Origin of the sequence: Campylobacter sp. VBCF_01 NA2 (assembly GCF_027797205.1) — a bacterium.
Taxonomy (GTDB): domain Bacteria; phylum Campylobacterota; class Campylobacteria; order Campylobacterales; family Campylobacteraceae; genus Campylobacter_B.
Window position 1 is genome coordinate 739,524 of record NZ_CP115607.1, and the last position, 21,031, is coordinate 760,554.

Sequence of the window (21,031 nt, forward strand, 5' to 3'; positions counted from 1 at the left end):
TTATTTCCCAAAAATTTTCAGCGCTTTTTCATAATCTTCTTGCGTGTCGATTCCGACGCTGTTTGTCTCTATTTGCAACATTGCGATTTTTTTGCCAGCACTTAGGGCGCGAAGTTGCTCTAATTTTTCGGTGTTTTCTAGCACGCTAGGCGGTAGGGCGCAAAACTCGCGCAAGGTTTTTGCGCTATACGCATAAATCCCAATATGCCCCAAATAGTCCTTGAATTCGGCTCTTGGATAAGGTATTGGCGCGCGTGAAAAATAAATCGCAAAGCCGTGGTTGTCCAAAATCACCTTGACTAAATTTGGATCTTGCGCGCTTGTGGGGTCGATTTTTTTGTAGCAACTAGCCATAAATGCGCCGTTTTTGATCGCGCTGGTGGCAAATTCTTTAAATTTAATTAAATTTTGCGTCTCAAAAAATGGCTCGTCGGCTTGAACATTGATTAAAATTTCATCATCGCTTAAATTTGCGTTTTTCACAGCTTCGTTTATTCTATCTGTGCCGCTTTGGTGGTTTTCATCTGTCATAACGGCGTGAAATCCGTAATCCTTAGCAATTTGCAGGATTTTTTCATCATCTACCGCGATTAGCACATTATCGACTTTCGCGGCGTTTTGCGCTGTTTTGATAAACATTGGCACACCGGCAAATTCGCATAAAATTTTGTTTTTAAACCTAGTTGAGGCTAGGCGGGCAGGTATTATAATCATAGTTTTATCCAATCAATAATCGTATTTTTAATCTCGTTTTGCTCGATTATGCTCGTGTGAATTTCAGGGCTGGCAAAAAGGCGTGAAATTTGCGCTGGAATATCGCTTTGAAACTCTTTTGAAAGCGCGATCATATCGGCCTTTTCGTCTTCGCATGGGCGAGATTTTATCGCTTTTATCATTGACGGGGTAAATTTTATCCATTTCGCCGTAGATACGATAAGCGTTGGCGTATCGCCACCTAAAAGTTTGAAGCAGTTTGCAGTGTGCGGGTCGATGAGACGGCCACTACTGCTAGCTTCTTTGATAAATTTCGAGCACTCATCATCGCTTGTAAAATCAGCCTCAAATTCGCTTTGAAGCTTAGTAAGCTCATCTTTGCTAAGGGCGTAGAATTTATCTTGCGCAAGGCTAGCCATAAGCTCTTTTGTGCGAACATCGCCGAATAAATCAGCCAGCACGCGCTCGACATTTGAACTAATCAAAATGTCCATTGCAGGGCTAATCGTGCTAATTAATTCTCTGCCACGCAAATCGTAAATTCCAGTATTAATGAAATCAGTTAGGATATTGTTTGCGTTGGAAGCGATTTTGATTTTGCCGATATTTGCCCCCATTTTTTTGGCGAAATACGCACCAAGGGCGTTGCCAAAATTTCCGCTTGGCACGATTACATCAAATTTATCGTGCGCGCTAAATTTTGGATTTTTGCTAAATTGCACGCTAGCGTAAATGTAGTAGATGATTTGAAACAAAATTCTGCCGAAATTTACAGAATTTGCCGCACTTAGGCAAAGATTATTAGCTCTTAGCTCGTTTTTAAACTCATCATCGCTAAGTAGCGATTTTAACGCTCTTTGTGCGTCGTCGAAATTCCCTTTAATGCCTAGAATTTTTAAATTTTTGGCTGATTGTTTTACCATTTGTTGGCGCTGAATTTCACTTGTTCCACCAGCCGGATAGAGGCAGACGACCTTGATATTTGGGTCGTTTGCAAAGGTATCTAGCGTAGCTGGGCCGGTATCGCCACTAGTAGCGCAGATTATGAGGTATTTTTCATTTCTTTGCGCCGCTAGCTCGCCAAGAAGCGCGCCAAAAGGTTGCAACGCCATATCTTTAAAAGCAAGTGTCGGGCCGTGATAAAGCTCCAAAATATAGGTGTTATCGTTAAATTTAGAAATTTCAAGTGGCAGGGCAGGGTTTTCGAAACTATCATACCTTGCAAGAGCGGTTTTGAAAACCTCCGGCGAAATGTCGAAATCTAGGGCTTTTATAAGCTTTAAAGCGATTTGTTTGTAGCTAAGCTCTTTGCACTCGCTCCAAAATTCAGGTGTAAGTTTTGGCAACTCGCGCGGTGTATAAAGTCCGCCAAATACAGCACTTGGGCTTAGTAGTGCGTCGCTAAGTGTGGCGCTGGCGCTAAAATCTCGTGTGGAAACTAATTTCATAAATTCTCCTTATCTAATCAAACTTCCGATACCAGTATCAGTGAAAAGCTCTAATAAAAGCGAGTGTGGGATTTTGCCATTTATTATGTGAGCGGCCTTGGTGCCTGTGTTTATGCACTCCAAACAAGCATCGATTTTAGGTATCATACCGCCACTAATCGTGCCGTCTTTTTTCAAAGCAGAGATCGAATTTTCATCGAGTTTGCTAATGAGTTTGCCCTCTTTATCTAGCACGCCGTCGATATCGCTTAGAAAAATCACTTTGTCGGCTTTTAGGTAGCTAGCGATTTTGCTAGCGCAAAGATCTGCGTTTATGTTAAAGCTGATATTTTCGTCATTTTCGCCCCCGGCAAGTGGCGCGATGACAGGCAGATAATCACGATCTAGCAAATCATAAATGACTTTTGTATTCACATCTGTGATTTCGCCTACGAAGCCGTATTTTTCGCGGTCTAAAAATTTGGCTTTCAAAAGTCCGCCGTCCTTGCCGCTAATGCCTATGGCAGGGGCTCCGTTTTGGTTAAGAAGCGCGGTGATTTCTTTATTTACAAGTCCGCTTAGCACCATTTCGGTTACTTCGATAGCTTCTTTACTTGTTACGCGCAAACCATCGCAAAATTCGCTTTTGATATCCAGCAAATCGAGGGTTTGGTTGATTTTTTTGCCACCACCATGCACGACGATGACCTTGATACCAACCATGTGCAAAAGCGTGATATCGCGGGCGAAATTTAGCTTTAAAACCTCGTCGGTTTGGGCTGCGCCGCCGTATTTGATGACGAAAATTTTATCGCGAAATTTGCGGATATAAGGTAGGGCTGAGATGATAATTTCTGCGATTTGACTTGATTTTATCATTGTTTTCTCCAAATTTAGTGGTTTAGTTTGCTAGCAATGTAGGCTTTGATTTGGTTTTTGAAATTTTCGCTAAGCGTGGTTTTAAGCTCGATTACGCTGATATTAAGCCCGAAATTTTCGAGCTTGACGAAATCTTTGGCGGTGCAAATGATATGCGTGGCGCTAGATTTATGAAGTAAATTTTGAATTTCATCTTTTGTAAAATCATAATGATCTGGGAAATAAAAACTAGCTTTGGCGTGTTTTTCAAACTCTTTTAGGCGCCATGGCTTGGCGATTGCGCTGATTAAAATCGTATTTTCCTTGTCGGTGTGTGGATTTGGGAAATTTGAAATTTCGCTAGTGGATTTTATATCGTCCAAACTTGGGATAAAATCTGCGAATTTGTAAAAATTTGGCGGATAGCGATAGCCTGCGACTGGCAGTGGCAATGGCAAAAGTGGCGAATCACTAGGGCGCAAAACAATCTCAAATTTTTCTATATGAAATTTAGAAAATCCATCGTCTAAAATCACGAGAGCAAAGCCGTCTTTTTTGGCCTGCATTATGGCATTTTCGCGGTTTTCGCTCACAAGAACGCTTGCGTTTTTTAGGGTTTTAGTATAAAGCATGGCTTCATCGCCACTGGTTTTTATGTCGCATAAAATTTCGCCATTTTTCGCCACATATTGCAGTCCGTGGCTTTTGCGGCCGTATCCGCGCAGTATTATGCAGGTAGGAATCTCGGGGCTAAATTCTGTAAAAATTGCCCCCACAAGCGGAGTTTTACCGCTTCCGCCAAGGGTTAGATTTCCCACGCTTACTACTGCTATGCCATAATCTTTTGGTTTAACTAGGGCGCGCCTAATCATCTGAATAAAGCCAAAAATGATTGAGAGTGGAAGCAGAAAAAATGAAATTATAAGCCAAATAACGCCCGGATCGTATAAATTTTTTTCGAGCCAAATTTTAAACACGGCTTCTCGCAATTTCTATAATTTTTTCGCAGATATACGCCACATCGTCATCGCTAAGCGAGGCGTAAATCGGCAAAGATAAAATTTGCTGATAATTTTTTAGCGCATTTGGGAAGTCATTGACTTTGTAATTATACTTAGATTTGTAGTAGCTCAGCAGGTGCAGTGGCACATAGTGAAGCCCTACATCAATGCCCCTAGAAATCATTTCGCGCGCGAAATCATCGCGATTTTTGTCGATTTTGATGATAAATTGTGTATAAATGTGCTCCGCGCTATCGGTAGGAAGCTCGATATGAGGGCAATTTTCCAAAGATTTCCTAAACATTTTTGCAATATTTTGGCGACGCTTGATAAAGCTATCTGTTTTTTCTAGTTGCGATAGCGCAAATGCCGCATTTATCGAGTTTAAATCGTATTTTTGACCGATACGATCTACATTGTAAGTAAAGCCTAAATTTCCGTCCTCATAAAACGCTTCGCCCACGATTCCGTTATTGCGCAAAATTTTGGCAGAATTTGCCAAACCTTCGTTGTTTGTGACGAAAAATCCAGCCGTAGAGATTGCGTCTTGGGCTTGTGGATTTATCTGAAAGCACGAAAACAGTGAGTTTTCAAACGAGCCGATTTTTTTGCCCTTGTATGTAGCACCTGTGGCCCTAGAAGCGTCATCTATGATAGTGATATTTTCTTTTTTAGCGATTTCGTAAATCTCGTCCATATCGGTTACGAGCCCAGCTGTATGCGAGATAAAGGCGCATTTTAGCTTTTTGTGTCTGTTTAGCTCGATAGCTTTTGAAAAGCTTTCAGGGGTGATATTAAAGGTGTTTGTATCGATATCTACGAACACAGGCTCAGCATCAAAATGCCTAATAACCGCCGCTACATGCGGAAATGAATTAACTGAGCATAAAATTCTATCTCCACGCTTGACACCGAGTGTGCAAAGCGCAAGATGAAGCGCAGTAGTGCCACTAGTAGTGGAGATTGCGTAATTCACGCCAAAATACTCACAAATTTTGTTTTCAAAAATTTCTGAGTATTTTATTTGTGGATTGTGAAGGGCATTTAGTATAAGCGATTCTTCTTTATCATCAACCTGCGCTTTAAAAAAGGGTATTTGCCTCATGTGAAATCCTAAGCATTAGGATCTACTTGTGCTACATTTGGCATGCGTAATTTAAAGCTATTTTTTATCATTCTATTTGTGATAAATTTGCATAAATCAGCGTTGTGATTCGAATCAAGCAAGTATGCTAAATCATCTTTTGTAATCTCTTTGCCGCCTCTAATTTTTTCGCGAAGTTCAGGGCGAGAGAAGATATCTCTAAGCACGCTATCAAGGATATCATAGCTATATCCAAGCTCTCTTTCGTCGCTTTGATTTTCCCATAAATCTGCGCTTGGAGTTTTTGCGATTATGTTTTCATTGATTGTAAGTGCTTCGGCAAGCTTGCTTACTTTTGTCTTTAAAATTTCACCGATTGGGTTAAAGGCACACGCTAAATCACCATAAATCGTGCTGTATCCTAGCATTCTTTCGCTCAAATTTGTTGTTCCGACTACGACTGCGCGGTGTTTCGCGCTGTAATCGTATAATAATCCCATGCGAATTCTTGTCGCAAAATTTCCAGTTCTTAGCTTGTCTGCGCCAGTATCAAGCGAAGCGAAAGCCTCCATAAATGGGGCGATTTCTTGGATTTCGTAGTCTATACCAAACATATCGCAGTGCTCAATCGCATCGCCTAAATTTGCTAAATTTGAGCTAGGCATAGGCATGATTAGGGCGTGAGTTGGGATCTCTGTTAGGGCGCATAATGCCGATACTACGGCACTATCAAGTCCTCCACTGACTCCGACTACGAAAGCGTCTGCTCCTGTTTTTTCAAGTTCTGTGGCCAAAAAATCGGTCAAATATGGAATTAAATTTTGAGCGTTCATAGAAAACCTTTTAAATTATAAACTAAACTTTTAATTCTACCAATATTAAACTAAAATTAAGCTTTAAAAAAGAGAGAAAAATTTGATTAAAATTTATGATTTATTTGCAAATTTTGCCAAATTTGACAAAATACGCAAAATTATTTGTAAAATTTTGTGTATTTACAGGCTGATTTTAACATAGACTCGTTTCGGGGCAGGGTAACCCTCGATAGTGAGATTTGGGTTTTTTGGATCTAGGAAATTTTCTAAGCTCTGACCGTCAATCCACTCAGTTTTTCGCTGTTCGTTAAAATCGGTTTGTTTGGTTTCTAAAATTTCAAAATTCTTAAATTTCGCCCTTTCGCACCAGTTGCTAAGTGCGCCGATAGTGGGCACGAAGTAGATATTTGAGATCTTAGAATACCCGCCCTTTGGTGTGAGCGCGAAATCCCCGTCCATATCTATATACATCGTATCTAAAATCACCTCACCACCGCTATTTAGCGCGGATTTGAGCTGTTTTAGCATAGAGATAGGATCCGAGCGATGATAAATCACGCCAAGACAGAAAATCGTGTCAAATTTCGCCCCATAAAATGGCAAATGCTCCACGCCAAGCGGCTCGAAAATCGCCCGTGTGCGCATAAAATGTTGCAAAAACAAAAATTGCAGATAAAATAACGCGCTAGGATCGAAGCCCGTGACGCTACGCGCGCCAAGGCCTAGCATACGATACATATAATAACCATTATTGCACCCCACATCTGCGACATTTTTGCCCGCCAAATCAATATGCCCCCCTAAAAGGTTAAATTTGATGAAGCTTTGCCACTCGCTGTCGATAAAAAGCTCATTTAGCGCGAAAGGCCCCTTGCGCCAAGGTTTTAGCGATAGTGCGATTTGCCTGATTTGCTCCATTTGCTCAGCGTTTGCGTCAAATTTCGCGCTAATAGTGTCGCCAAAACTCACCTCGCAATCAAAATTTGGCAGTGCATTAATCGCGCCTAAAATTTCGGCGTTTTGAGCGTTTTCTAGTTTTTTTAACATTTCGTTTTTTATGGTAGTTAAATCCATTTTTTACCCTAAATTTCATAAATTTTGCGCCATTTTATCAAAGCAAATTTAAAAAAGCAATTTTAAAGCATTAAAAGGATAAAATCCCTGCCTTTTAGAGCCAAGTTTGGTTAGATTATTCAGGAATTTTTTCAAATGAAAAGACGAGATTTTTTCAAATTCAGTAGTATTTTAGGTGTCGCTAGCTTCGCTCCTAGCGTGGTTTTGGCTGATGTGAGCGCCAAAGAAGACGAGCAAAAAACGCGCAAATTTAGCGTTAGTTTAAAACACGCTATCAAAGAGGTCGGCAAAGAGAGCAGGGTGTGGGTCCCACTCGTGCTTCCTAGCGATTTTCAGCAGGTCATTTCGCACTATAAGGTCGGCTCAAACGCAGTCGAGAAATTTATCACTGAGGGCGAAATTCCGACATATTATGCGAAATTTAGTGGAAGCGAAACTCCGATACTTGATATCAGTTTCGATGTGCAAACCACAGAGCGAAATACCGATTTTTCGAAGGTAAATTTCAACGAAAACGAAAAATTAGCTCCCGAAATCGCCAAATTTTTGCAACCAACTACGCAAATTCAAATCGACGGCGTGGTTAAACAAAAATCAGATGAAATCGTAGGAAATATCAAAGGCGATTTAGAAAAGGCTAGGGCGATTTACACCTGGGTGGCAAACACCATGGAGCGCGATAACAGCGTGCTTGGGTGTGGGCTAGGCGATGTGAAGCAAATACTTAGTAGCGGTAAATTAAGTGGCAAATGCACCGACATAAACTCAGTTTTTGTGGCTTTGGCGAGGGCTGCTGGGATACCTGCGCGCGAAATGTTTGGTATCCGCGTGGGCGCGTCGCGCTTCTCATCTCAAATGGGCGCAGCACCCAAAGATGACGGATTTAGCCATATTTCAGGCGGACAACACTGTCGCGCTGAGTTTTATCTCAAAGGATACGGCTGGATTCCAGTAGATCCTGCCGATGTCACCAAGGTTCGCCTTGGCGAAAAACTCACAAACGACGACCAAAAAATCGCACAAATCCGCGAATATCTCTTTGGCAACTGGGAGATGTGCTGGATAGGGTTTAATTACGGCAGAGATTTCACGCTAAGTCCGCGCCCAGCGCAATTTCCGATAAATAATTTCGGTTATGTTTATGGCGAAACGGACGGACAAACGCTAAATTACTATGATCCAAAAGAATTTAGCTACGATTACAAAAGTCGCGAAATTTGAGTAAGCTAAAATTTATCGTTCTAGCGATTATAAGCGCATTTATGGCGACTTTGTGCTGTTTGCCAGCGCTTTTGTTTTTGCTTTTTGGGGTGAGTTTTTCGGCACTTTCCTTTGCGGACGAGTTGGCGAGATTTCGCCCCATTTTTACGGCGATTTCCATTGTTTTTTACATTGCGAGCCTCTATTTTGTGCTATTTCGCAAAAACTCATGCGTCATCGGCGCAGGTCGCAAAAAATGGTATTTTATTTACATTTTAAGCGGAATTTTGATATTTTTACTTCTGTTTTATCCTGAAATTTTAGGGAGATTTTATGCGTAAAATTTTAGTTTTATCACTCGTTTGTGGCGCGCTTTTTGCACAGCGAGAAATCGAAATCCAAGTCGGAAAAATCCATTGTAATCTATGCGCAGCTTCGATTAAATTTGCCTTGCAAAAATGCGAGGGGGTAATCAGCGTCGAGGCCAAAGAGGGCGAGAAAAAGGCGGTCGTCATCGCTGAGGATAGCGCCGATACGAACGCTATGATCGAGGCTTTGAAAAACGCAAAATACGAAAAAGCCAAAATTTTAAGTATTAAACAAAAATAAGGAAATTTATGCGTAAAATTTTACTATTATTTGCCCTTGTTAGCGCGGTTTTCGCCGATAGAGAGATTGAAATTTATGTAGAGAAAATACACTGCCCGCTCTGCACGCAAATGGTGAGAAAGGCTCTTAGCGAGTGCGAGGGCGTAATCAGCGCGCGCGTGGAGTTATCGAGTAAAACAGCCAGCGTGCTAGCGCGCGATGATGCTGATACAAAGGCGATGCTAGAAGCTATCGCAAAGACCACTTACGAGGGCAAAATCGTAAGTGATAAGCGAAAATAGGGCGAAAAAATGAAAAAAGTTATGAATTATTTTCGCCAAATTTGCGAAATTCCACACCTTAGCTATGAAACGGAAAAATTGCGAGATTTTTTAGTGGAATTTGCTAAAAAGCACGAATTTAGCGTGGAAGTTGATAATGCAGGAAATATTTATGCCCTCAAAGGTGAGCCAAAAATTTGCCTGCAAGCGCATTATGATATGGTTGGCGTGGGACTTGCGCCGAGTATCGAGCTAGTGGAGCAAGACGGATTTTTAAGTGCGAAAAACTCATCGCTTGGGGCTGATAATGGAATCGGTGTAGCAATTATAATGGCGATGATGAGCGAATTTAGCGATTTTGAGGCAGTTTTCACAAACAACGAAGAAGTGGGGCTCTGGGGCGTTAGAGAATTTCACGCAGAGATAAAAAGCAAAAAAATGCTAAATTTAGACAGCGAAGATGAAAACGAAGTCATAATCGGGTGCGCAGGAAGTGCCGAAATTCGCGCTATTTGCGACAGCGCGCGCGAGAAAAAAAGTGGCTTTTGCTATGAGATTTTTATAGATGATTTTCCGGGCGGTCATAGTGGGATTGAAATTCATAAAAACCTACCAAATGCGATTAAATTTTTAGCCGAATTTATCGCTAAAAATGGCGGTAAAATCGCCAAATTTAACGGCGGCGAAAGGGCAAATTCGATCCCTGCAAAAGCTAGTGCGACTGCAATTTTTAAAAATGAAATTTCAAATTTTCCAAATTTCATAAAACATAAATTTTTTGGATTTAAAGAGTGCGAAATTTATGAAAATTCAGACAATATTTTAAATCTCATTTGCGAATTTAAACAAGGCGTTAGGGATTTTAACGATGAGTTAAATTTGCCCGGGACTAGCATAAATTTATCTTTGGCTGGTGAAAAAAACGGCAAATTTGAGCTTTTGTTTTACGCTAGATCGATGAGCGAAAAGGGCTTAAAAGGGGTGAAATATCAAACCAAAATGTCGGCTGAGAATTTTGGCTTGGAGTGCGTTTTTGGCGAAACTAGTCAGCCGTGGCAACCGCAACGAAGCGAATTTAGCGAATTTATCTTAAAAAATTTGCAAAAATTTGTGCCAACTGCGAAGCTTGGTGCTGTTCATGCTGGGTTAGAGTGTGGCGTTTTTATCACAAAAGATAGCGCTATACAGGCAGCTTCGATTGGTCCAAATATCACTTCGCCACACAGCACGCATGAAAAAGTCGAGCTAAAATCTGTCGAAAAAATCCTAAATGCCGTGCGAGAAATAATCTCTGGCGCACAAAATTTATAAAATTTTATCCTTGCTTTTGCAAAGGTGCGCCAAAAAGCACTCTTTGCAATTTGGCTTTACGGCTTTGCAAGTGTATCGTCCAAATAGCACCAAAGCTTGGTGCAGGTAGTTTAGATCGCTTACAAATGCCTTTGTAAGGTCGTTTTCGGTAAGTTCTGGCGTTTTTGCCGAGCTTAGCTCAAGCCTGTGCGAAACGCGAAAAACATGGGTATCCACGGCGATAAAATTCGCCCCGCAATGCTCGATTAGCACGACATGGGCTGTCTTTTGACCGACCCCCGCAAGGCTTTTTAAATCCTTTTCATTTAGGGGGATTTCGCCGCCGAAATTTTCCACCACAGACTTTGCCATTTTGATTAAATTTTGCGCTTTGTTATTAAAAAAACTGCACGAATTTATCAGCATTTTAACTGTGCCTAAATTTGCATTTGCGAGTGAGTGTATGTCAGGAAACTCCCTAAATAGCGCAGGTGTGATTAAATTTACTCGTTTATCGGTGCATTGCGCGCTAAGCATAACGCAGACGATTAGCTCGTAAAGATTGCGAAATTTAAGCTCGGTTGTGGGCTCGCCAAAGTGCTCTAACAATAAATTTTTGATTTCTAAAATATCTTTTTTCGTTCTCATGCCCTTATTTTACACAAAAATTTTGATTATTAACAGCTTTTTGGCTATAATCTCGCATTTTTTTACAAGGAATTTTAATGAAAAAATTACTATTTTCAGCCCTAAGTTTAGCAGCGGCAGTAAGCCTAAATGCGACAGTTTTCGCCACAGTAAATGGCGCGCCAATCACAGAGGCCGAGGTCGCCCCGCACATAGCAGCACTTGGCAAAAATCCAGCCACGCTTAGCAATCAAGAAAAACAAATGGTGCTAGCAAGAGCGATTGATATCGAAATTTTAGCCGCTGAGGCTAAAAAAAGTGGCGTTACAAATCTACAAGAATACAAAGACGCCCTAAAAGCAGCGCAAGATAGAATCGCTATCGAAATGTATCAACACCAACTATCAAAGCAAATCAAAGTAAGCGACGCTGATATCGCTAAATTTTACAACGAAAACAAATCTGCTTTCGTCGAACCAGCCGCTTTGTTGCTATCTAATATCACAGTGGAGAAAAAGGCCGAAGCTGACGCGATTATCAAAGAGTTAAAAAACACAAAAGCCGACGCTTTGGTGAGCAAATTCGAAGAGCTTGCAGTAGCTAAATCAATCGTGCCTGAGGCCAAACAAACCAAAGGTCATCTTGCATGGGTTACCCAAGAAATGATGCCAAAAGCGTTTTGGGACGCTTCAAGCAAGCTTAAAAGAGGCGCTATCACGCAAACCCCTATCAAAACTGATTTAGGCTATCATATCGTGCTCAAAGAAGATGCCAAACTTCAAAAACAGCTTAGCCAAGACGAAGCCAAGCCTTTTATCGAAAATTTAATCAAAGGCCAACAAGCAGGCGCTGCATTAGAGCAAAAACTACAAGAACTTCGCAAAAGCGCGAAGGTAGAAGTAAAATAAATTTCACTTCAATTACACTGACCCGCTCATAGATACGCGAAAATGCGTATCCTAAGGCGGGCAAAATTTTAATCATTAACCAGCTTTGGCTATAATCTTGCGATTTTTTTTTACAAGGAATTCAGATGAACAAATTAGTTTTTTCAGCACTTAGTTTGGCTGTGGCCATGGGCCTAAATGCGACAGTTTTAGCGACTGCTAATGGCAAAAACATCACAGAAAACGATGTTATCCCATTTCTAGTAGCCCAAGGCATAGCTCCACAACAATTCGCTTCACTGCCAGCAAACACCAAAAAAGATATCTTAAACCGCGTTATCGCTAGAAAACTTGTCGTAGAACAAGCTAAAAAAGCAGGCGTTATGAACGACGAAGTTTATAAAAAAGAGTTAGAGTTCCAAAAAGACAACCTAGCTGTGCGCGTATGGCAATCAAAAGAGGCCAAAAAAATCAAAATCAGCGACAAAGAGGTTCAAGACTTTTACAACAAAAATAAAGCCAAATTTGTAAATCCAGAACTTGCCCAAGTTCGCCATATTTTGGTCAAAACAGACGCCGAGGCAAAGGCTGTGATTGATGAGCTAAAAGGGCTAAATGGTGGCGCGCTAATCACTAAATTTAGCGAAATCGCAAAAGCCAAATCAATCGAGCCAGCCGCAAAACAATCAGGTGGCGCACTACCAGCGTTTCCAAAAGAGGGCGCTATGGTTAAACCTTTCGCAGACGCTGCATTTGCGCTAAAAAAAGGTGAAATTTCAAAAACTCCTGTTAAGACAGAATTTGGCTACCATGTAATCTTAAAAGAGGATCAAATCGCAAAACGCCAAGTCCCAGTTAGCGAGGTAAAACCTCTAATCGAAGGCTCAATCCGCCAAGAAAAAGCAGCCGCAAATTCAGAAAAATTGGCGCAAGATCTGCTTAAAAAAGCAAAAATCGAATACAAATAATCTTAAAAAAGGGGTGCAAAATGGGTGTTTTAGATGTAGTTAAAGCTGGTGTATTATTTGGTGATGATGTTAGCAAGCTCTACAAATACGCGCAGAGCGAGGGTTTTGCAATCCCTGCTGTAAATGTCGTAGGAAGCCACTCTGTAAATGCTGTCTTAGAGAGCGCCAAAAAGGCAAACTCTCCTGTGATTATCCAATTTAGCAATGGCGGAGCGAGTTATTATGCGGGCAAAGAGTGCGAAAACGGCGCAATTATGGGCGCAGTTAGTGGAGCTATGCAGGTGCATTTGCTAGCTAGGTATTATGGCGTGCCTGTGATTTTACACACTGACCACGCAGCGCGCAAACTGCTTCCTTGGATTGATGGATTATTAGAGGCAAGCGCAGGGTATAAAAAAGCGCACGGCGTGCCACTATTTAGCTCTCACATGCTAGATCTTAGCGAAGAGAATTTGGAGGAAAATTTAAGTACTTGCGAAAGCTATCTTAAAAAGATGAGCGAGCTAGGAATTAGCCTAGAAATCGAGCTTGGCGTAACAGGCGGCGAAGAAGACGGCGTGGATAATACAGGCGTGGATAACGCGCTTTTATACACGCAACCAGAAGATGTCGCGCTTGCGTATGAAAGACTTAAAAAAATCAGCGATAATTTCTCGATTGCAGCGAGCTTTGGCAATGTGCATGGCGTGTATAAACCGGGAAATGTCGTGCTTCGCCCTGAAATTTTGCGAAATTCGCAAAAATTCGTGCAAGAAAAATTTGGTTTAAATGACGCCAAACCTGTAAATTTCGTATTCCACGGCGGTAGCGGTAGCGAGATCAAAGATATCAAAGACGCTGTAAGCTATGGCGTGGTTAAGATGAATATTGACACCGATACGCAGTGGGCGTTTTGGGACGGCGTGAGAGAGTATGAGCTCAAAAACAGAGCATATTTGCAAGGTCAAATCGGCAACCCAGAAGGCGAAGATAAACCAAACAAAAAATACTACGATCCACGCAAATGGCTAAGATGTGGCGAGGAAAGTATGGTAAAAAGATTGCTTGTCGCATTTGAAAATTTAAATTGTATAAACAAAAACTAAGGCAAATTTCATGGAAAAAACAACAGAAATTTTAGATTTAACGCTTCCAGAAAATCCAGAGCGCTCACTACTTGGCGTTTATCTGAAAATCGTGTTTGTTCCTGTGGTGATTTTCGCCATATTTTTGCTAGGATTTTTGAAGGTAATCAACTTCAAAGTCGAGCTTCACTCGATCGTAATGATGGGCTTTTTGCTCATCATTGCGCTATTTTTGGCTAGGCATAATGCTGAATTTGGCTGTTTGAAATTTCAAAATAGTATCGAAAATTTCAAAACCGAACTTAAAAATTACATCGTCGAAAATCTCCTTAGCATAGGCACTAAGAAAAAGTCCGACGCTAAATTTGAAAATTTCGTCGATGAATACTCGCACTCGCTTCGCAATGACAACTATGCCTCTGTCGCGGTGGGTGTTTTCCCAATGCTGGGTATTTTGGGCACATTTATCAGCATTGCGATTTCTATGCCAAATTTCTCATCATCAAATATCGCAAATTTAGAGACCGAGATTGCTGGGCTTCTAGGTGGCGTTGGCACGGCGTTTTATGTGTCGATTTATGGTATTTTTCTGGCGCTTTGGTGGATTTATTTCGAAAAAAAGGGAATTAGCAAATTCGAAAGATTGCTTTTAAAATACAAAAACGCCACAAAAAACTTTTTTTGGAGCAAAGAGGAAATCACGCAAAGCTACCTTAGCGAGATACTTGATCGCAACGCCGAGGTTTCGCGCTCTTTCATGGCTATGGCTTCAAATACCCTTAGCGATAGCCTAAATGTCGCAATTGATGAAAAAATGCAAACACTTCAAGGCATAATTGACGCCGAGCAGCGCGCCCTTGCGCTAACTACTAGCGAGTTAGAAAGGGCTAATGAAATGATACTAAATGCCAACCTAACTCACGGCGAAATCAGCAAAAATTTCGACCAAATTCTATCGTCTTTAAAGGCCGTTACGAGCAATATGGTCGAGATCCAAAACGGCATTTCAGCGGGATATTTGAGCTTTTCTAAATCATCTGAGCAAAAGAGCGCAAATCTGCAAACCAGCGCAGACGCCCTAAATCAGGCAATCGTAAATTTTACCTTGCAGATCAAATCCCTAAACGAAAATATGCTAAGCGAGCAAGCCATCGCCAGGGAGAGCTTTAAGGCAAGTTTTAAAGAGCTAAATGACGAAATCAAATCGCTTTTTGATTCTAGCCTAGGCAAAAACACAAGCTCAGAGGGTATCATCGACGAGCTACGCAAAACGCTTCAAAGCATAGACGAAAAAGAAAACCAAAATGAAGAGTAAAACCAGCGAAAAAGAGACCTTTTGGATAGCTTACGCTGATTTAATGGCGGGGCTTTTGTTTGTCTTTATTTTACTAATCGGCGGGATTATCGTCAAATACTATTTGGTGCAAGACGACCTCAAAGCCCAAACCAGCGAGCATGAAAAAACTATGGTCGCGCTTCAATCCTCGCAGAAAAAATCCGCTGAATTAGAGGCGTTAAATAAGATTTTTTCCGAACAGCTTGAAAAGCTAAATGTCGAAAACACCGACCTTCGCAAGCAAAATTCAATCTATTTTATCCAAATCGAAGATCTAAGCGCCATGGCAGAAAAACTCAAAAAAGAGAATTTCGACATTAGCGAGCTTTTGAAAAACACTCGCACCGAGGCTACCGAAAAAGAGATAAAAATCGCGTTTTTGCTCGATCAGCTAACCCAAAAAGAGAGCGATTTCAACAAAATTTTGCATGATTTAAATGTCACCAAAAACCGAATTCGCAACCTAACCGGTCAAAAGGTCAAACTAATCGCCGAACTTAAAGAGAGATTAGACGGCAAAATCCGCATAGATAGCGAGAGCGGGGCGATGACGCTAAACTCGTCCGTGCTTTTTGATAAGGGTTCGAGCGAGCTTAAAGAGGGTAGCAAAGAGAGCTTTAAAACCGCGCTAGAAGGGTATTTTAGCGCGCTTATGGATAATGACGAAATCAGAAATAGCCTAGATCAAATCATCATCGAGGGCCACACAGACAGCGACGGCGGGTATTTATACAACCTAGCCCTTTCGCAAGAGCGCGCGCTAGCGGTCATGAATTTCATAAACGAGTGGAACAAAGACGAGAGATTGCAAAAACACCTAATCGCAAGCGGGCGCAGTTATTCTCAGCCTGTGCTAACTGGCGGCGTCGAGGACAAAGACGCAAGCAGGCGTATCGAAATTAAATTTACGCTTAGCAACAAAGAGGCTATGGAAGAGATCCGCAAATTTTTGGAATTTGACGCAAATGCGACAAGATAGCTTTGGCGGGGCGCAATACTCGCGCGAGCTCTCGCAGCGCGCCATAATCTCGCCTGAGTTTAAAGCTCATTTGCGCGAAGTAGAAAAGGCGCAAAAAACAGGCGAAATTTCGCTACAACCCCCAAAAATCCAAAAGATAAAAATCGAAAATTTTAGCTTTGCAATTTTGCGTGATGATTTGATTGGGATTTTTAACGGCAATAAAGCAAGGAAGCTCCAATCTCTGCTCGGTGCCGATTTACGGGGCATTTCAAAGATTGTAAGCTTTGGTAGCTCGCAATCAAACGCCATGTATAACGAAAGCGTTTTTGCCCGCATAAAAGGGCTAAAATTTCAGTTTGTTATCTCGCATTTAAGCGAAAATTTAAGCGCGCGCCCGTGTGGAAATTTCGCCGCCGCACTAGAAAATGGCATGGAAATTTTCGTGGCGCAAAATCGCCGCGAATTTGCGCTTAGCCTTTGCGATGAGAGCACGATTTTTATCGAAGAAGGCGTTGCGCAGGGCGAAGCTGAGGCTGGATTTATCGCGCAGGCTAAATTTATCGAGGAATATGCGCGCGAAAATGGGCGAGAATTTGACATTTTTTTGCCAAGTGGCACTGGCACGAGCGCAGCGTATCTAGCCAAACACAGCCGTTTTCGCGTCTTTACCACGCCTTGCGTGGGCGATTGCTCGTATCTGAGAGAGCAAATACTAGCCCTAGATCCGCGCTCGGGCGTGCAAATTTTGCCCACACCACGCAAATTTCACTTTGGCAAACCTTACGCCGAACTTTATGAAATTTGGGGGAAAGCAAAAGCGCAAACCGGCATAGAATTTGACCTCATTTATGACCCTGTGGGACTTCTCACACTTTTGGCTAACCGCGAAAAATTCGCAAACGAAGTCCTATATATCCACCAAGGCGGAATTCTCGGCAATATCTCGCAACTGCAACGATATGAGTATAAATTTAAAAGGAAATAAATGGCACTTTTCAAAGAAAAAATCATCAAAGAACAAAAGCAAGATGAAAAAACTCTAAACGAACGCTACGAAAATTTTCTCAAATTTCAAGCTAAAATCGACGCCATAAAAGGCTACAAAGAAGAAGAGTATCAGACCGATTTTTTGCACGATATTTTTGAGGCATGCCTTGGATACACGCTAAAAACGACAAATCCGCAAAATTTCAACCTAGCAAGAGAGAGCAAAAACGAAACCGATAGCAAAAAAGCAGACGGAGCGATATTAGATAAAAACGGCGAAGTCATCGGCGTCATCGAGCTAAAAGACCAAAAAACGCACGATTTGGACAAAATCGAAAATCAAGCCTTTAATTATCACAATTCAAACTCAAAAAGCCGTTATATCATCATCTCAAATTTCGATGAAATCCGCCTGTATATCGACAAAAAAACCGCTTATGAAAAATTTAGCCTTTTTGCTATGACGCGAGATGAATTTGAGCTTTTTCACCAAATTTTTTGCTTCGAAAATATAAATTCGTTTAAAACTATTGATTTGCGGGACAAAAGCGAGAATTCAGATAGAGAAATTTCAAAAAGACTTTACAACGATTTTGCAGAATTTCGCCTAAAACTCTTTGAAAACGCTGTCCAAGAAAATCCGCAAATTTCGCCAAAAGAAATTTTAAGTCTAGTGCAAAAACTCTGCGACCGCATAATTTTTGTCCTTTTTGCCGAAGATTATGGACTTTTGAAATCAAATTTTGTCGCAGACATTAACACCGAGTGGCAAAATCAAAAATTTACCGATTTTAGCCTTTATGAAATTTGGCAAAAATATTTTGAAGCTATTGACAAAGGAAATCAAAAACTAGGTGTTGAAAATGGCTACAATGGCGGACTTTTTGCGACTGATGAGACGCTAAATTCGCTCAAATTTGATGATGAAATTTTGCAAATTTACACCGAAAAACTTTCAAAATACGACTTTGCTAGTGAAGTTGGCGTGAATATCTTGGGTCATATTTTCGAACAAAGCCTAAGCGACCTTGAAGAACTCACCGCCCAAGTCGAAAACAAAAATTTCGACAAAAAAGATAGCAAACGCAAGAAAGACGGCATTTTCTACACGCCTGAATACATTGTGAATTTTATCGTTAGCCAAACACTAGGCGAGATTTGCGAAAACGAGAAAACAAGGCTAAATTTACACGAAATCGCAATACCAAAAAACCCAAAACGCCTTAGCAAAGCAGAAACGCAAACGCTAGAAAATATCCGTGCTTACAAAGAATTTTTACTAAATTTAAAGGTTATCGACCCAGCCTGTGGCTCGGGTGCGTTTTTAAACGGAGCGTTAGACTTTCTCATAAACGAACACAAAAATTTAGATAAATTTCGCAAAATTTACGAAAACGAAACTCTACCACTTTACGACATTGACCACAAAATCCTAGAAAACAACCTTTTTGGCGTGGATATTAACGCCGACGCAGTGCAAATCGCCAAACTCTCGCTTTGGCTTCGCACCGCGCAAAAGGGGCGAAAACTGACGGATTTATCAAACAATATAAAATGCGCAAATTCGCTTTTAGATTTTCCGTTTGATTTCAAATTCGACTGCGTTTTAGGCAATCCGCCTTATGTCCGCCAAGAGATGATAAAAGAGCAAAAACCGCACTTACAAAAGCTTTATAAAGCATATTGTGGCACTGCTGATTTGTTTGTGTATTTCTATGAACTGGGACTAAATTTGCTGAAAAACGGCGGTTTGCTAGGCTTTATCTGCTCGAATAAATTTTTCCGTGCAAGTTACGGGCAAAATTTGCGCGAATTAATACTACAAAATTCGCAAATTCTCGCAATCGCCGATTTTAATGGCGTTAAAGTTTTCGATGATGCCACCGTCGATAGCGCCATTACGATTTTGCAAAAAAATAGCGTAAATTCCGAAATCGCTCAACCTTGTCATTGCGAGGAGCGAAGCGACGAAGCAATCCAGAGAAATTCCGATTATCTCGCTACTTCAAAAACGGCTAACGCCGTGCTGGATTGCTTCGACGACAAGTCGTCTCGCAATGACAGCGCACAATCTGTCATTGCGAGGAGCGAAGCGACGAAACAATCTACGAGCGAAAATTACCAAAACGCAAATTCGCTTCAATCTGTCATTGCGAGGAGCGAAGCGACGAAACAATCTACGAGCGAAAATTACCAAAACGCAAATTCGCAAAACTCAGAGTTCAAACTCTACTCCCCAAATTTGCAAGATTTTGCGACCCTGCAAACTGCGAATTTAAAAGCAAGCGGTTTTATCTTCTTAAACCCGCTCGAAGCAAATCTCAAAGCCAAAATCGAGCGACTTGGCACACCGCTGAAAGATTGGGATATAAACATTAATTATGGCATTAAAACAGGTTTAAACGAAGCTTTTATTATAGATAAAGCGACCCGCGCCGAAATTTTGAGTGGCTGTGGAAGCCAAGCCGAATTCGAACGCACACAGGCTATCATAAAGCCTATTTTGCGCGGGCGTGATATTAAACGCTACTGCTACTCGTGGGCGAAAATTTACTTGATAAATTTTCACAACGGCTACACTTGTGCTGACGGCGTTAAAATTCCGCCTTTGGATATAGCCGATTTTCCAAGCCTTAAAAAGCATTTTGATAAATTTGAACCCGCACTTTCTAAACGAAGCGACAAAGGTGCAACGCCGTATAATCTGCGAAATTGTGCTTATTTGGAAGAATTTGAGAAAGAGAAAATTATTTGGGCAATACTTGCACGAAGCGGAAATGCTTTTACACTAGATACAGAAAAATTCTATATACACGATAGTTGTTTTTATTTAAATTTACATGACAATTCACAAAATATTCGTTGGCTTTTAGCATTTCTCAATAATCCTTTATCTCTATTTTATTTAGAACAAGTTTATACAAAACTTGATATTACTGGTTGGCAATGGAAAAAAGCTGGTGTTGAAAAAATTCCTATCCCAAAAATTTCAAAAGAAAAAGAAGCCGAATTTGTGAATTTGGTGGATAAAATTTTAAAAATCAAAAACCAAAGCGAAATCTCAGGGGACGATGAAATAATGCTAAAAGTTTTAGACAAAGAGCTAAATTCGCTAGTTTATAAGCTTTATGATTTAAGCGATGATGAAATCGCCTTAATAGAAAATGCTTAAATTCTCGCAATGCCTAATCTGTCATTGCGAGAGTTTTGAAAAAACTCGAAGCAATCCAGTAAAATTTATAGAGAATTTCAATTTATCAAATTTTATTTAAATTTCCCTGGATTGCTTCGCTACGCTCGCAATGACAATAGCGAGCAAATTTTGTTTAATCTGTCATTGCGAGAGTTTTGAAAAAAACTCGAAGCAATCCAGCAACGGCGAAGCCGTTTATAAATTTAAACATTTTGATAATTCTCTGGATTGCTTCGAAAACTTCGTTTTCTCGCAATGACAAAGTTGTAAGCATTTTGGTAATTAAAAGTAAAATTTGCTAAAATTCACACAAAAATTTAAAGGCAAAATTTGAAACAATACTTCGTTTATATCCTTTTTAGCGAAAGAAACGGCACTTTATATGTCGGTGTTACAAATGATTTAAAACGCCGAATTTACGAGCATAAAAACAAAATTTTTAAAGGTTTTACCGAAAAATACGGCGTGGATAAACTTGGATATTTTGAAGTTTTCGAAAGCATAGAAAGTGCGATTTTGCGAGAAAAACAGCTAAAAGGCGGAAGCAGAAAACAAAAACTAGCTTTGATTGAAAGCATAAATCCAAACTGGATTGATTTGTATGATGAAATTTAAAATTCGCCTTTGCGTGTCATTGCGAGGAGCGTAGCGACGAAGCAATCCAGTAAAATTTAGA

Annotated in this window: 21 protein-coding genes; 13 read left to right on the top strand and 8 right to left on the bottom strand. The window is 40.8% G+C overall.

All coding sequences use genetic code 11. The features are described from left to right. From kdsB to cmoB, 7 genes are all read right to left on the bottom strand, one after another. Positions 1–714 (bottom strand): 3-deoxy-manno-octulosonate cytidylyltransferase, encoded by a 714-nt coding sequence (kdsB, locus tag PF027_RS03865; protein ID WP_270871888.1) that lies wholly within the window; start codon positions 712–714, stop codon positions 1–3. Beyond that, complete coding sequence (thrC, locus tag PF027_RS03870) at positions 711–2,162, bottom strand: threonine synthase (RefSeq protein ID WP_270871887.1); 1,452 nt, start codon at positions 2,160–2,162, stop codon at positions 711–713. Before thrC ends, kdsB begins: the two co-directional genes overlap by 4 nt. 9 nt (positions 2,163–2,171) lie before the next feature. Continuing rightward, positions 2,172–3,020 carry an acetylglutamate kinase gene (gene argB, locus PF027_RS03875; RefSeq protein WP_270868218.1) on the bottom strand — a complete coding sequence of 283 codons (849 nt, stop codon included), beginning with the start codon at positions 3,018–3,020 and terminating at the stop codon, positions 2,172–2,174. Between the two features lie 14 nt (positions 3,021–3,034). Continuing rightward, positions 3,035–3,976, bottom strand: a complete 942-nt coding sequence (locus PF027_RS03880) for a tetraacyldisaccharide 4'-kinase (RefSeq protein ID WP_270871886.1) — start codon at positions 3,974–3,976, stop codon at positions 3,035–3,037. Then, complete coding sequence (locus PF027_RS03885) at positions 3,969–5,105, bottom strand: DegT/DnrJ/EryC1/StrS family aminotransferase (protein ID WP_270871885.1); 1,137 nt, start codon at positions 5,103–5,105, stop codon at positions 3,969–3,971. Before PF027_RS03885 ends, PF027_RS03880 begins: the two co-directional genes overlap by 8 nt. Positions 5,106–5,113: 8 nt before the next feature. After that, positions 5,114–5,917, bottom strand: a complete 804-nt coding sequence (nadE, locus tag PF027_RS03890) for an NAD(+) synthase (RefSeq protein ID WP_270871884.1) — start codon at positions 5,915–5,917, stop codon at positions 5,114–5,116. A gap of 162 nt (positions 5,918–6,079) precedes the next feature. Further along, complete coding sequence (cmoB, locus tag PF027_RS03895; RefSeq protein ID WP_442867874.1) at positions 6,080–6,973, bottom strand: tRNA 5-methoxyuridine(34)/uridine 5-oxyacetic acid(34) synthase CmoB; 894 nt, start codon at positions 6,971–6,973, stop codon at positions 6,080–6,082. Between the two features lie 135 nt (positions 6,974–7,108). Between cmoB and PF027_RS03900 the strand changes: the two genes are divergently transcribed. Genes PF027_RS03900 through PF027_RS03920 form a run of 5 tightly spaced genes read left to right on the top strand, consistent with a single transcriptional unit; the run spans position 7,109 to position 10,353 of the window. After that, positions 7,109–8,194 carry a transglutaminase-like domain-containing protein gene (locus PF027_RS03900; protein WP_270871883.1) on the top strand — a complete coding sequence of 362 codons (1,086 nt, stop codon included), beginning with the start codon at positions 7,109–7,111 and terminating at the stop codon, positions 8,192–8,194. Then, a complete protein-coding gene (locus tag PF027_RS03905; RefSeq protein WP_270871882.1) occupies positions 8,191–8,514 on the top strand; it encodes an aryl sulfotransferase in 324 nt (107 codons plus the stop codon). Before PF027_RS03900 ends, PF027_RS03905 begins: the two co-directional genes overlap by 4 nt. Then, entirely contained in the window at positions 8,507–8,782 is a 276-nt protein-coding gene (locus PF027_RS03910) for a heavy-metal-associated domain-containing protein (RefSeq protein ID WP_270871881.1), read from the top strand. Before PF027_RS03905 ends, PF027_RS03910 begins: the two co-directional genes overlap by 8 nt. A gap of 8 nt (positions 8,783–8,790) precedes the next feature. Beyond that, positions 8,791–9,063 (top strand): cation transporter, encoded by a 273-nt coding sequence (locus PF027_RS03915; protein WP_270864394.1) that lies wholly within the window; start codon positions 8,791–8,793, stop codon positions 9,061–9,063. 9 nt (positions 9,064–9,072) lie between these two features. After that, on the top strand, positions 9,073–10,353 hold the full coding sequence (locus tag PF027_RS03920) for a M28 family peptidase (protein WP_270877366.1): 1,281 nt from the start codon (positions 9,073–9,075) through the stop codon (positions 10,351–10,353). Here PF027_RS03920 and nth read toward each other — a convergent pair. Continuing rightward, positions 10,348–10,980 (bottom strand): endonuclease III, encoded by a 633-nt coding sequence (gene nth, locus PF027_RS03925; RefSeq protein WP_270877367.1) that lies wholly within the window; start codon positions 10,978–10,980, stop codon positions 10,348–10,350. The genes PF027_RS03920 and nth overlap by 6 nt on opposite strands. A gap of 77 nt (positions 10,981–11,057) precedes the next feature. Here nth and PF027_RS03930 point away from each other — a divergent pair, with 77 nt between their 5' ends. From PF027_RS03930 to PF027_RS03965, 8 genes are all read left to right on the top strand, one after another. Next, a complete protein-coding gene (locus PF027_RS03930; RefSeq protein ID WP_270877368.1) occupies positions 11,058–11,867 on the top strand; it encodes a peptidylprolyl isomerase in 810 nt (269 codons plus the stop codon). A gap of 125 nt (positions 11,868–11,992) precedes the next feature. Beyond that, positions 11,993–12,814 (top strand): peptidylprolyl isomerase, encoded by an 822-nt coding sequence (locus PF027_RS03935; protein WP_270858917.1) that lies wholly within the window; start codon positions 11,993–11,995, stop codon positions 12,812–12,814. A gap of 20 nt (positions 12,815–12,834) precedes the next feature. Beyond that, positions 12,835–13,899 (top strand): class II fructose-bisphosphate aldolase, encoded by a 1,065-nt coding sequence (gene fbaA / locus PF027_RS03940; protein WP_270871877.1) that lies wholly within the window; start codon positions 12,835–12,837, stop codon positions 13,897–13,899. Between the two features lie 10 nt (positions 13,900–13,909). Beyond that, on the top strand, positions 13,910–15,193 hold the full coding sequence (locus tag PF027_RS03945; protein WP_270871876.1) for a MotA/TolQ/ExbB proton channel family protein: 1,284 nt from the start codon (positions 13,910–13,912) through the stop codon (positions 15,191–15,193). Beyond that, positions 15,183–16,193, top strand: a complete 1,011-nt coding sequence (locus PF027_RS03950; protein WP_270871875.1) for an OmpA family protein — start codon at positions 15,183–15,185, stop codon at positions 16,191–16,193. The genes PF027_RS03945 and PF027_RS03950 overlap by 11 nt, the downstream gene beginning before the upstream one ends. Continuing rightward, on the top strand, positions 16,180–17,160 hold the full coding sequence (locus PF027_RS03955) for a 1-aminocyclopropane-1-carboxylate deaminase (protein ID WP_270871874.1): 981 nt from the start codon (positions 16,180–16,182) through the stop codon (positions 17,158–17,160). The genes PF027_RS03950 and PF027_RS03955 overlap by 14 nt, the downstream gene beginning before the upstream one ends. Beyond that, positions 17,161–20,334 (top strand): Eco57I restriction-modification methylase domain-containing protein, encoded by a 3,174-nt coding sequence (locus PF027_RS03960; protein ID WP_270871873.1) that lies wholly within the window; start codon positions 17,161–17,163, stop codon positions 20,332–20,334. Positions 20,335–20,685: 351 nt separating this feature from the next. Then, positions 20,686–20,970: a GIY-YIG nuclease family protein gene (locus PF027_RS03965; RefSeq protein ID WP_270877369.1), complete on the top strand. Its 285-nt coding sequence runs from the start codon at positions 20,686–20,688 to the stop codon at positions 20,968–20,970. Positions 20,971–21,031: the final 61 nt, after the last annotated feature.

What these genes read in the sequence shown, in the direction of transcription:
- kdsB (WP_270871888.1), bottom strand. Translation starts at nt 714, where the DNA reads ATGATTATAATACCTGCCCGCCTAGCCTCAACTAGGTTTAAAAACAAA.
- thrC (WP_270871887.1), bottom strand. Translation starts at nt 2,162, where the DNA reads ATGAAATTAGTTTCCACACGAGATTTTAGCGCCAGCGCCACACTTAGC.
- argB (WP_270868218.1), bottom strand. Translation starts at nt 3,020, where the DNA reads ATGATAAAATCAAGTCAAATCGCAGAAATTATCATCTCAGCCCTACCT.
- PF027_RS03885 (WP_270871885.1), bottom strand. Translation starts at nt 5,105, where the DNA reads ATGAGGCAAATACCCTTTTTTAAAGCGCAGGTTGATGATAAAGAAGAA.
- nadE (WP_270871884.1), bottom strand. Translation starts at nt 5,917, where the DNA reads ATGAACGCTCAAAATTTAATTCCATATTTGACCGATTTTTTGGCCACA.
- cmoB (WP_442867874.1), bottom strand. Translation starts at nt 6,973, where the DNA reads ATGGATTTAACTACCATAAAAAACGAAATGTTAAAAAAACTAGAAAAC.
- PF027_RS03900 (WP_270871883.1), top strand. Translation starts at nt 7,109, where the DNA reads ATGAAAAGACGAGATTTTTTCAAATTCAGTAGTATTTTAGGTGTCGCT.
- PF027_RS03910 (WP_270871881.1), top strand. Translation starts at nt 8,507, where the DNA reads ATGCGTAAAATTTTAGTTTTATCACTCGTTTGTGGCGCGCTTTTTGCA.
- PF027_RS03915 (WP_270864394.1), top strand. Translation starts at nt 8,791, where the DNA reads ATGCGTAAAATTTTACTATTATTTGCCCTTGTTAGCGCGGTTTTCGCC.
- PF027_RS03920 (WP_270877366.1), top strand. Translation starts at nt 9,073, where the DNA reads ATGAAAAAAGTTATGAATTATTTTCGCCAAATTTGCGAAATTCCACAC.
- nth (WP_270877367.1), bottom strand. Translation starts at nt 10,980, where the DNA reads ATGAGAACGAAAAAAGATATTTTAGAAATCAAAAATTTATTGTTAGAG.
- PF027_RS03930 (WP_270877368.1), top strand. Translation starts at nt 11,058, where the DNA reads ATGAAAAAATTACTATTTTCAGCCCTAAGTTTAGCAGCGGCAGTAAGC.
- PF027_RS03935 (WP_270858917.1), top strand. Translation starts at nt 11,993, where the DNA reads ATGAACAAATTAGTTTTTTCAGCACTTAGTTTGGCTGTGGCCATGGGC.
- fbaA (WP_270871877.1), top strand. Translation starts at nt 12,835, where the DNA reads ATGGGTGTTTTAGATGTAGTTAAAGCTGGTGTATTATTTGGTGATGAT.
- PF027_RS03945 (WP_270871876.1), top strand. Translation starts at nt 13,910, where the DNA reads ATGGAAAAAACAACAGAAATTTTAGATTTAACGCTTCCAGAAAATCCA.
- PF027_RS03950 (WP_270871875.1), top strand. Translation starts at nt 15,183, where the DNA reads ATGAAGAGTAAAACCAGCGAAAAAGAGACCTTTTGGATAGCTTACGCT.
- PF027_RS03955 (WP_270871874.1), top strand. Translation starts at nt 16,180, where the DNA reads ATGCGACAAGATAGCTTTGGCGGGGCGCAATACTCGCGCGAGCTCTCG.
- PF027_RS03960 (WP_270871873.1), top strand. Translation starts at nt 17,161, where the DNA reads ATGGCACTTTTCAAAGAAAAAATCATCAAAGAACAAAAGCAAGATGAA.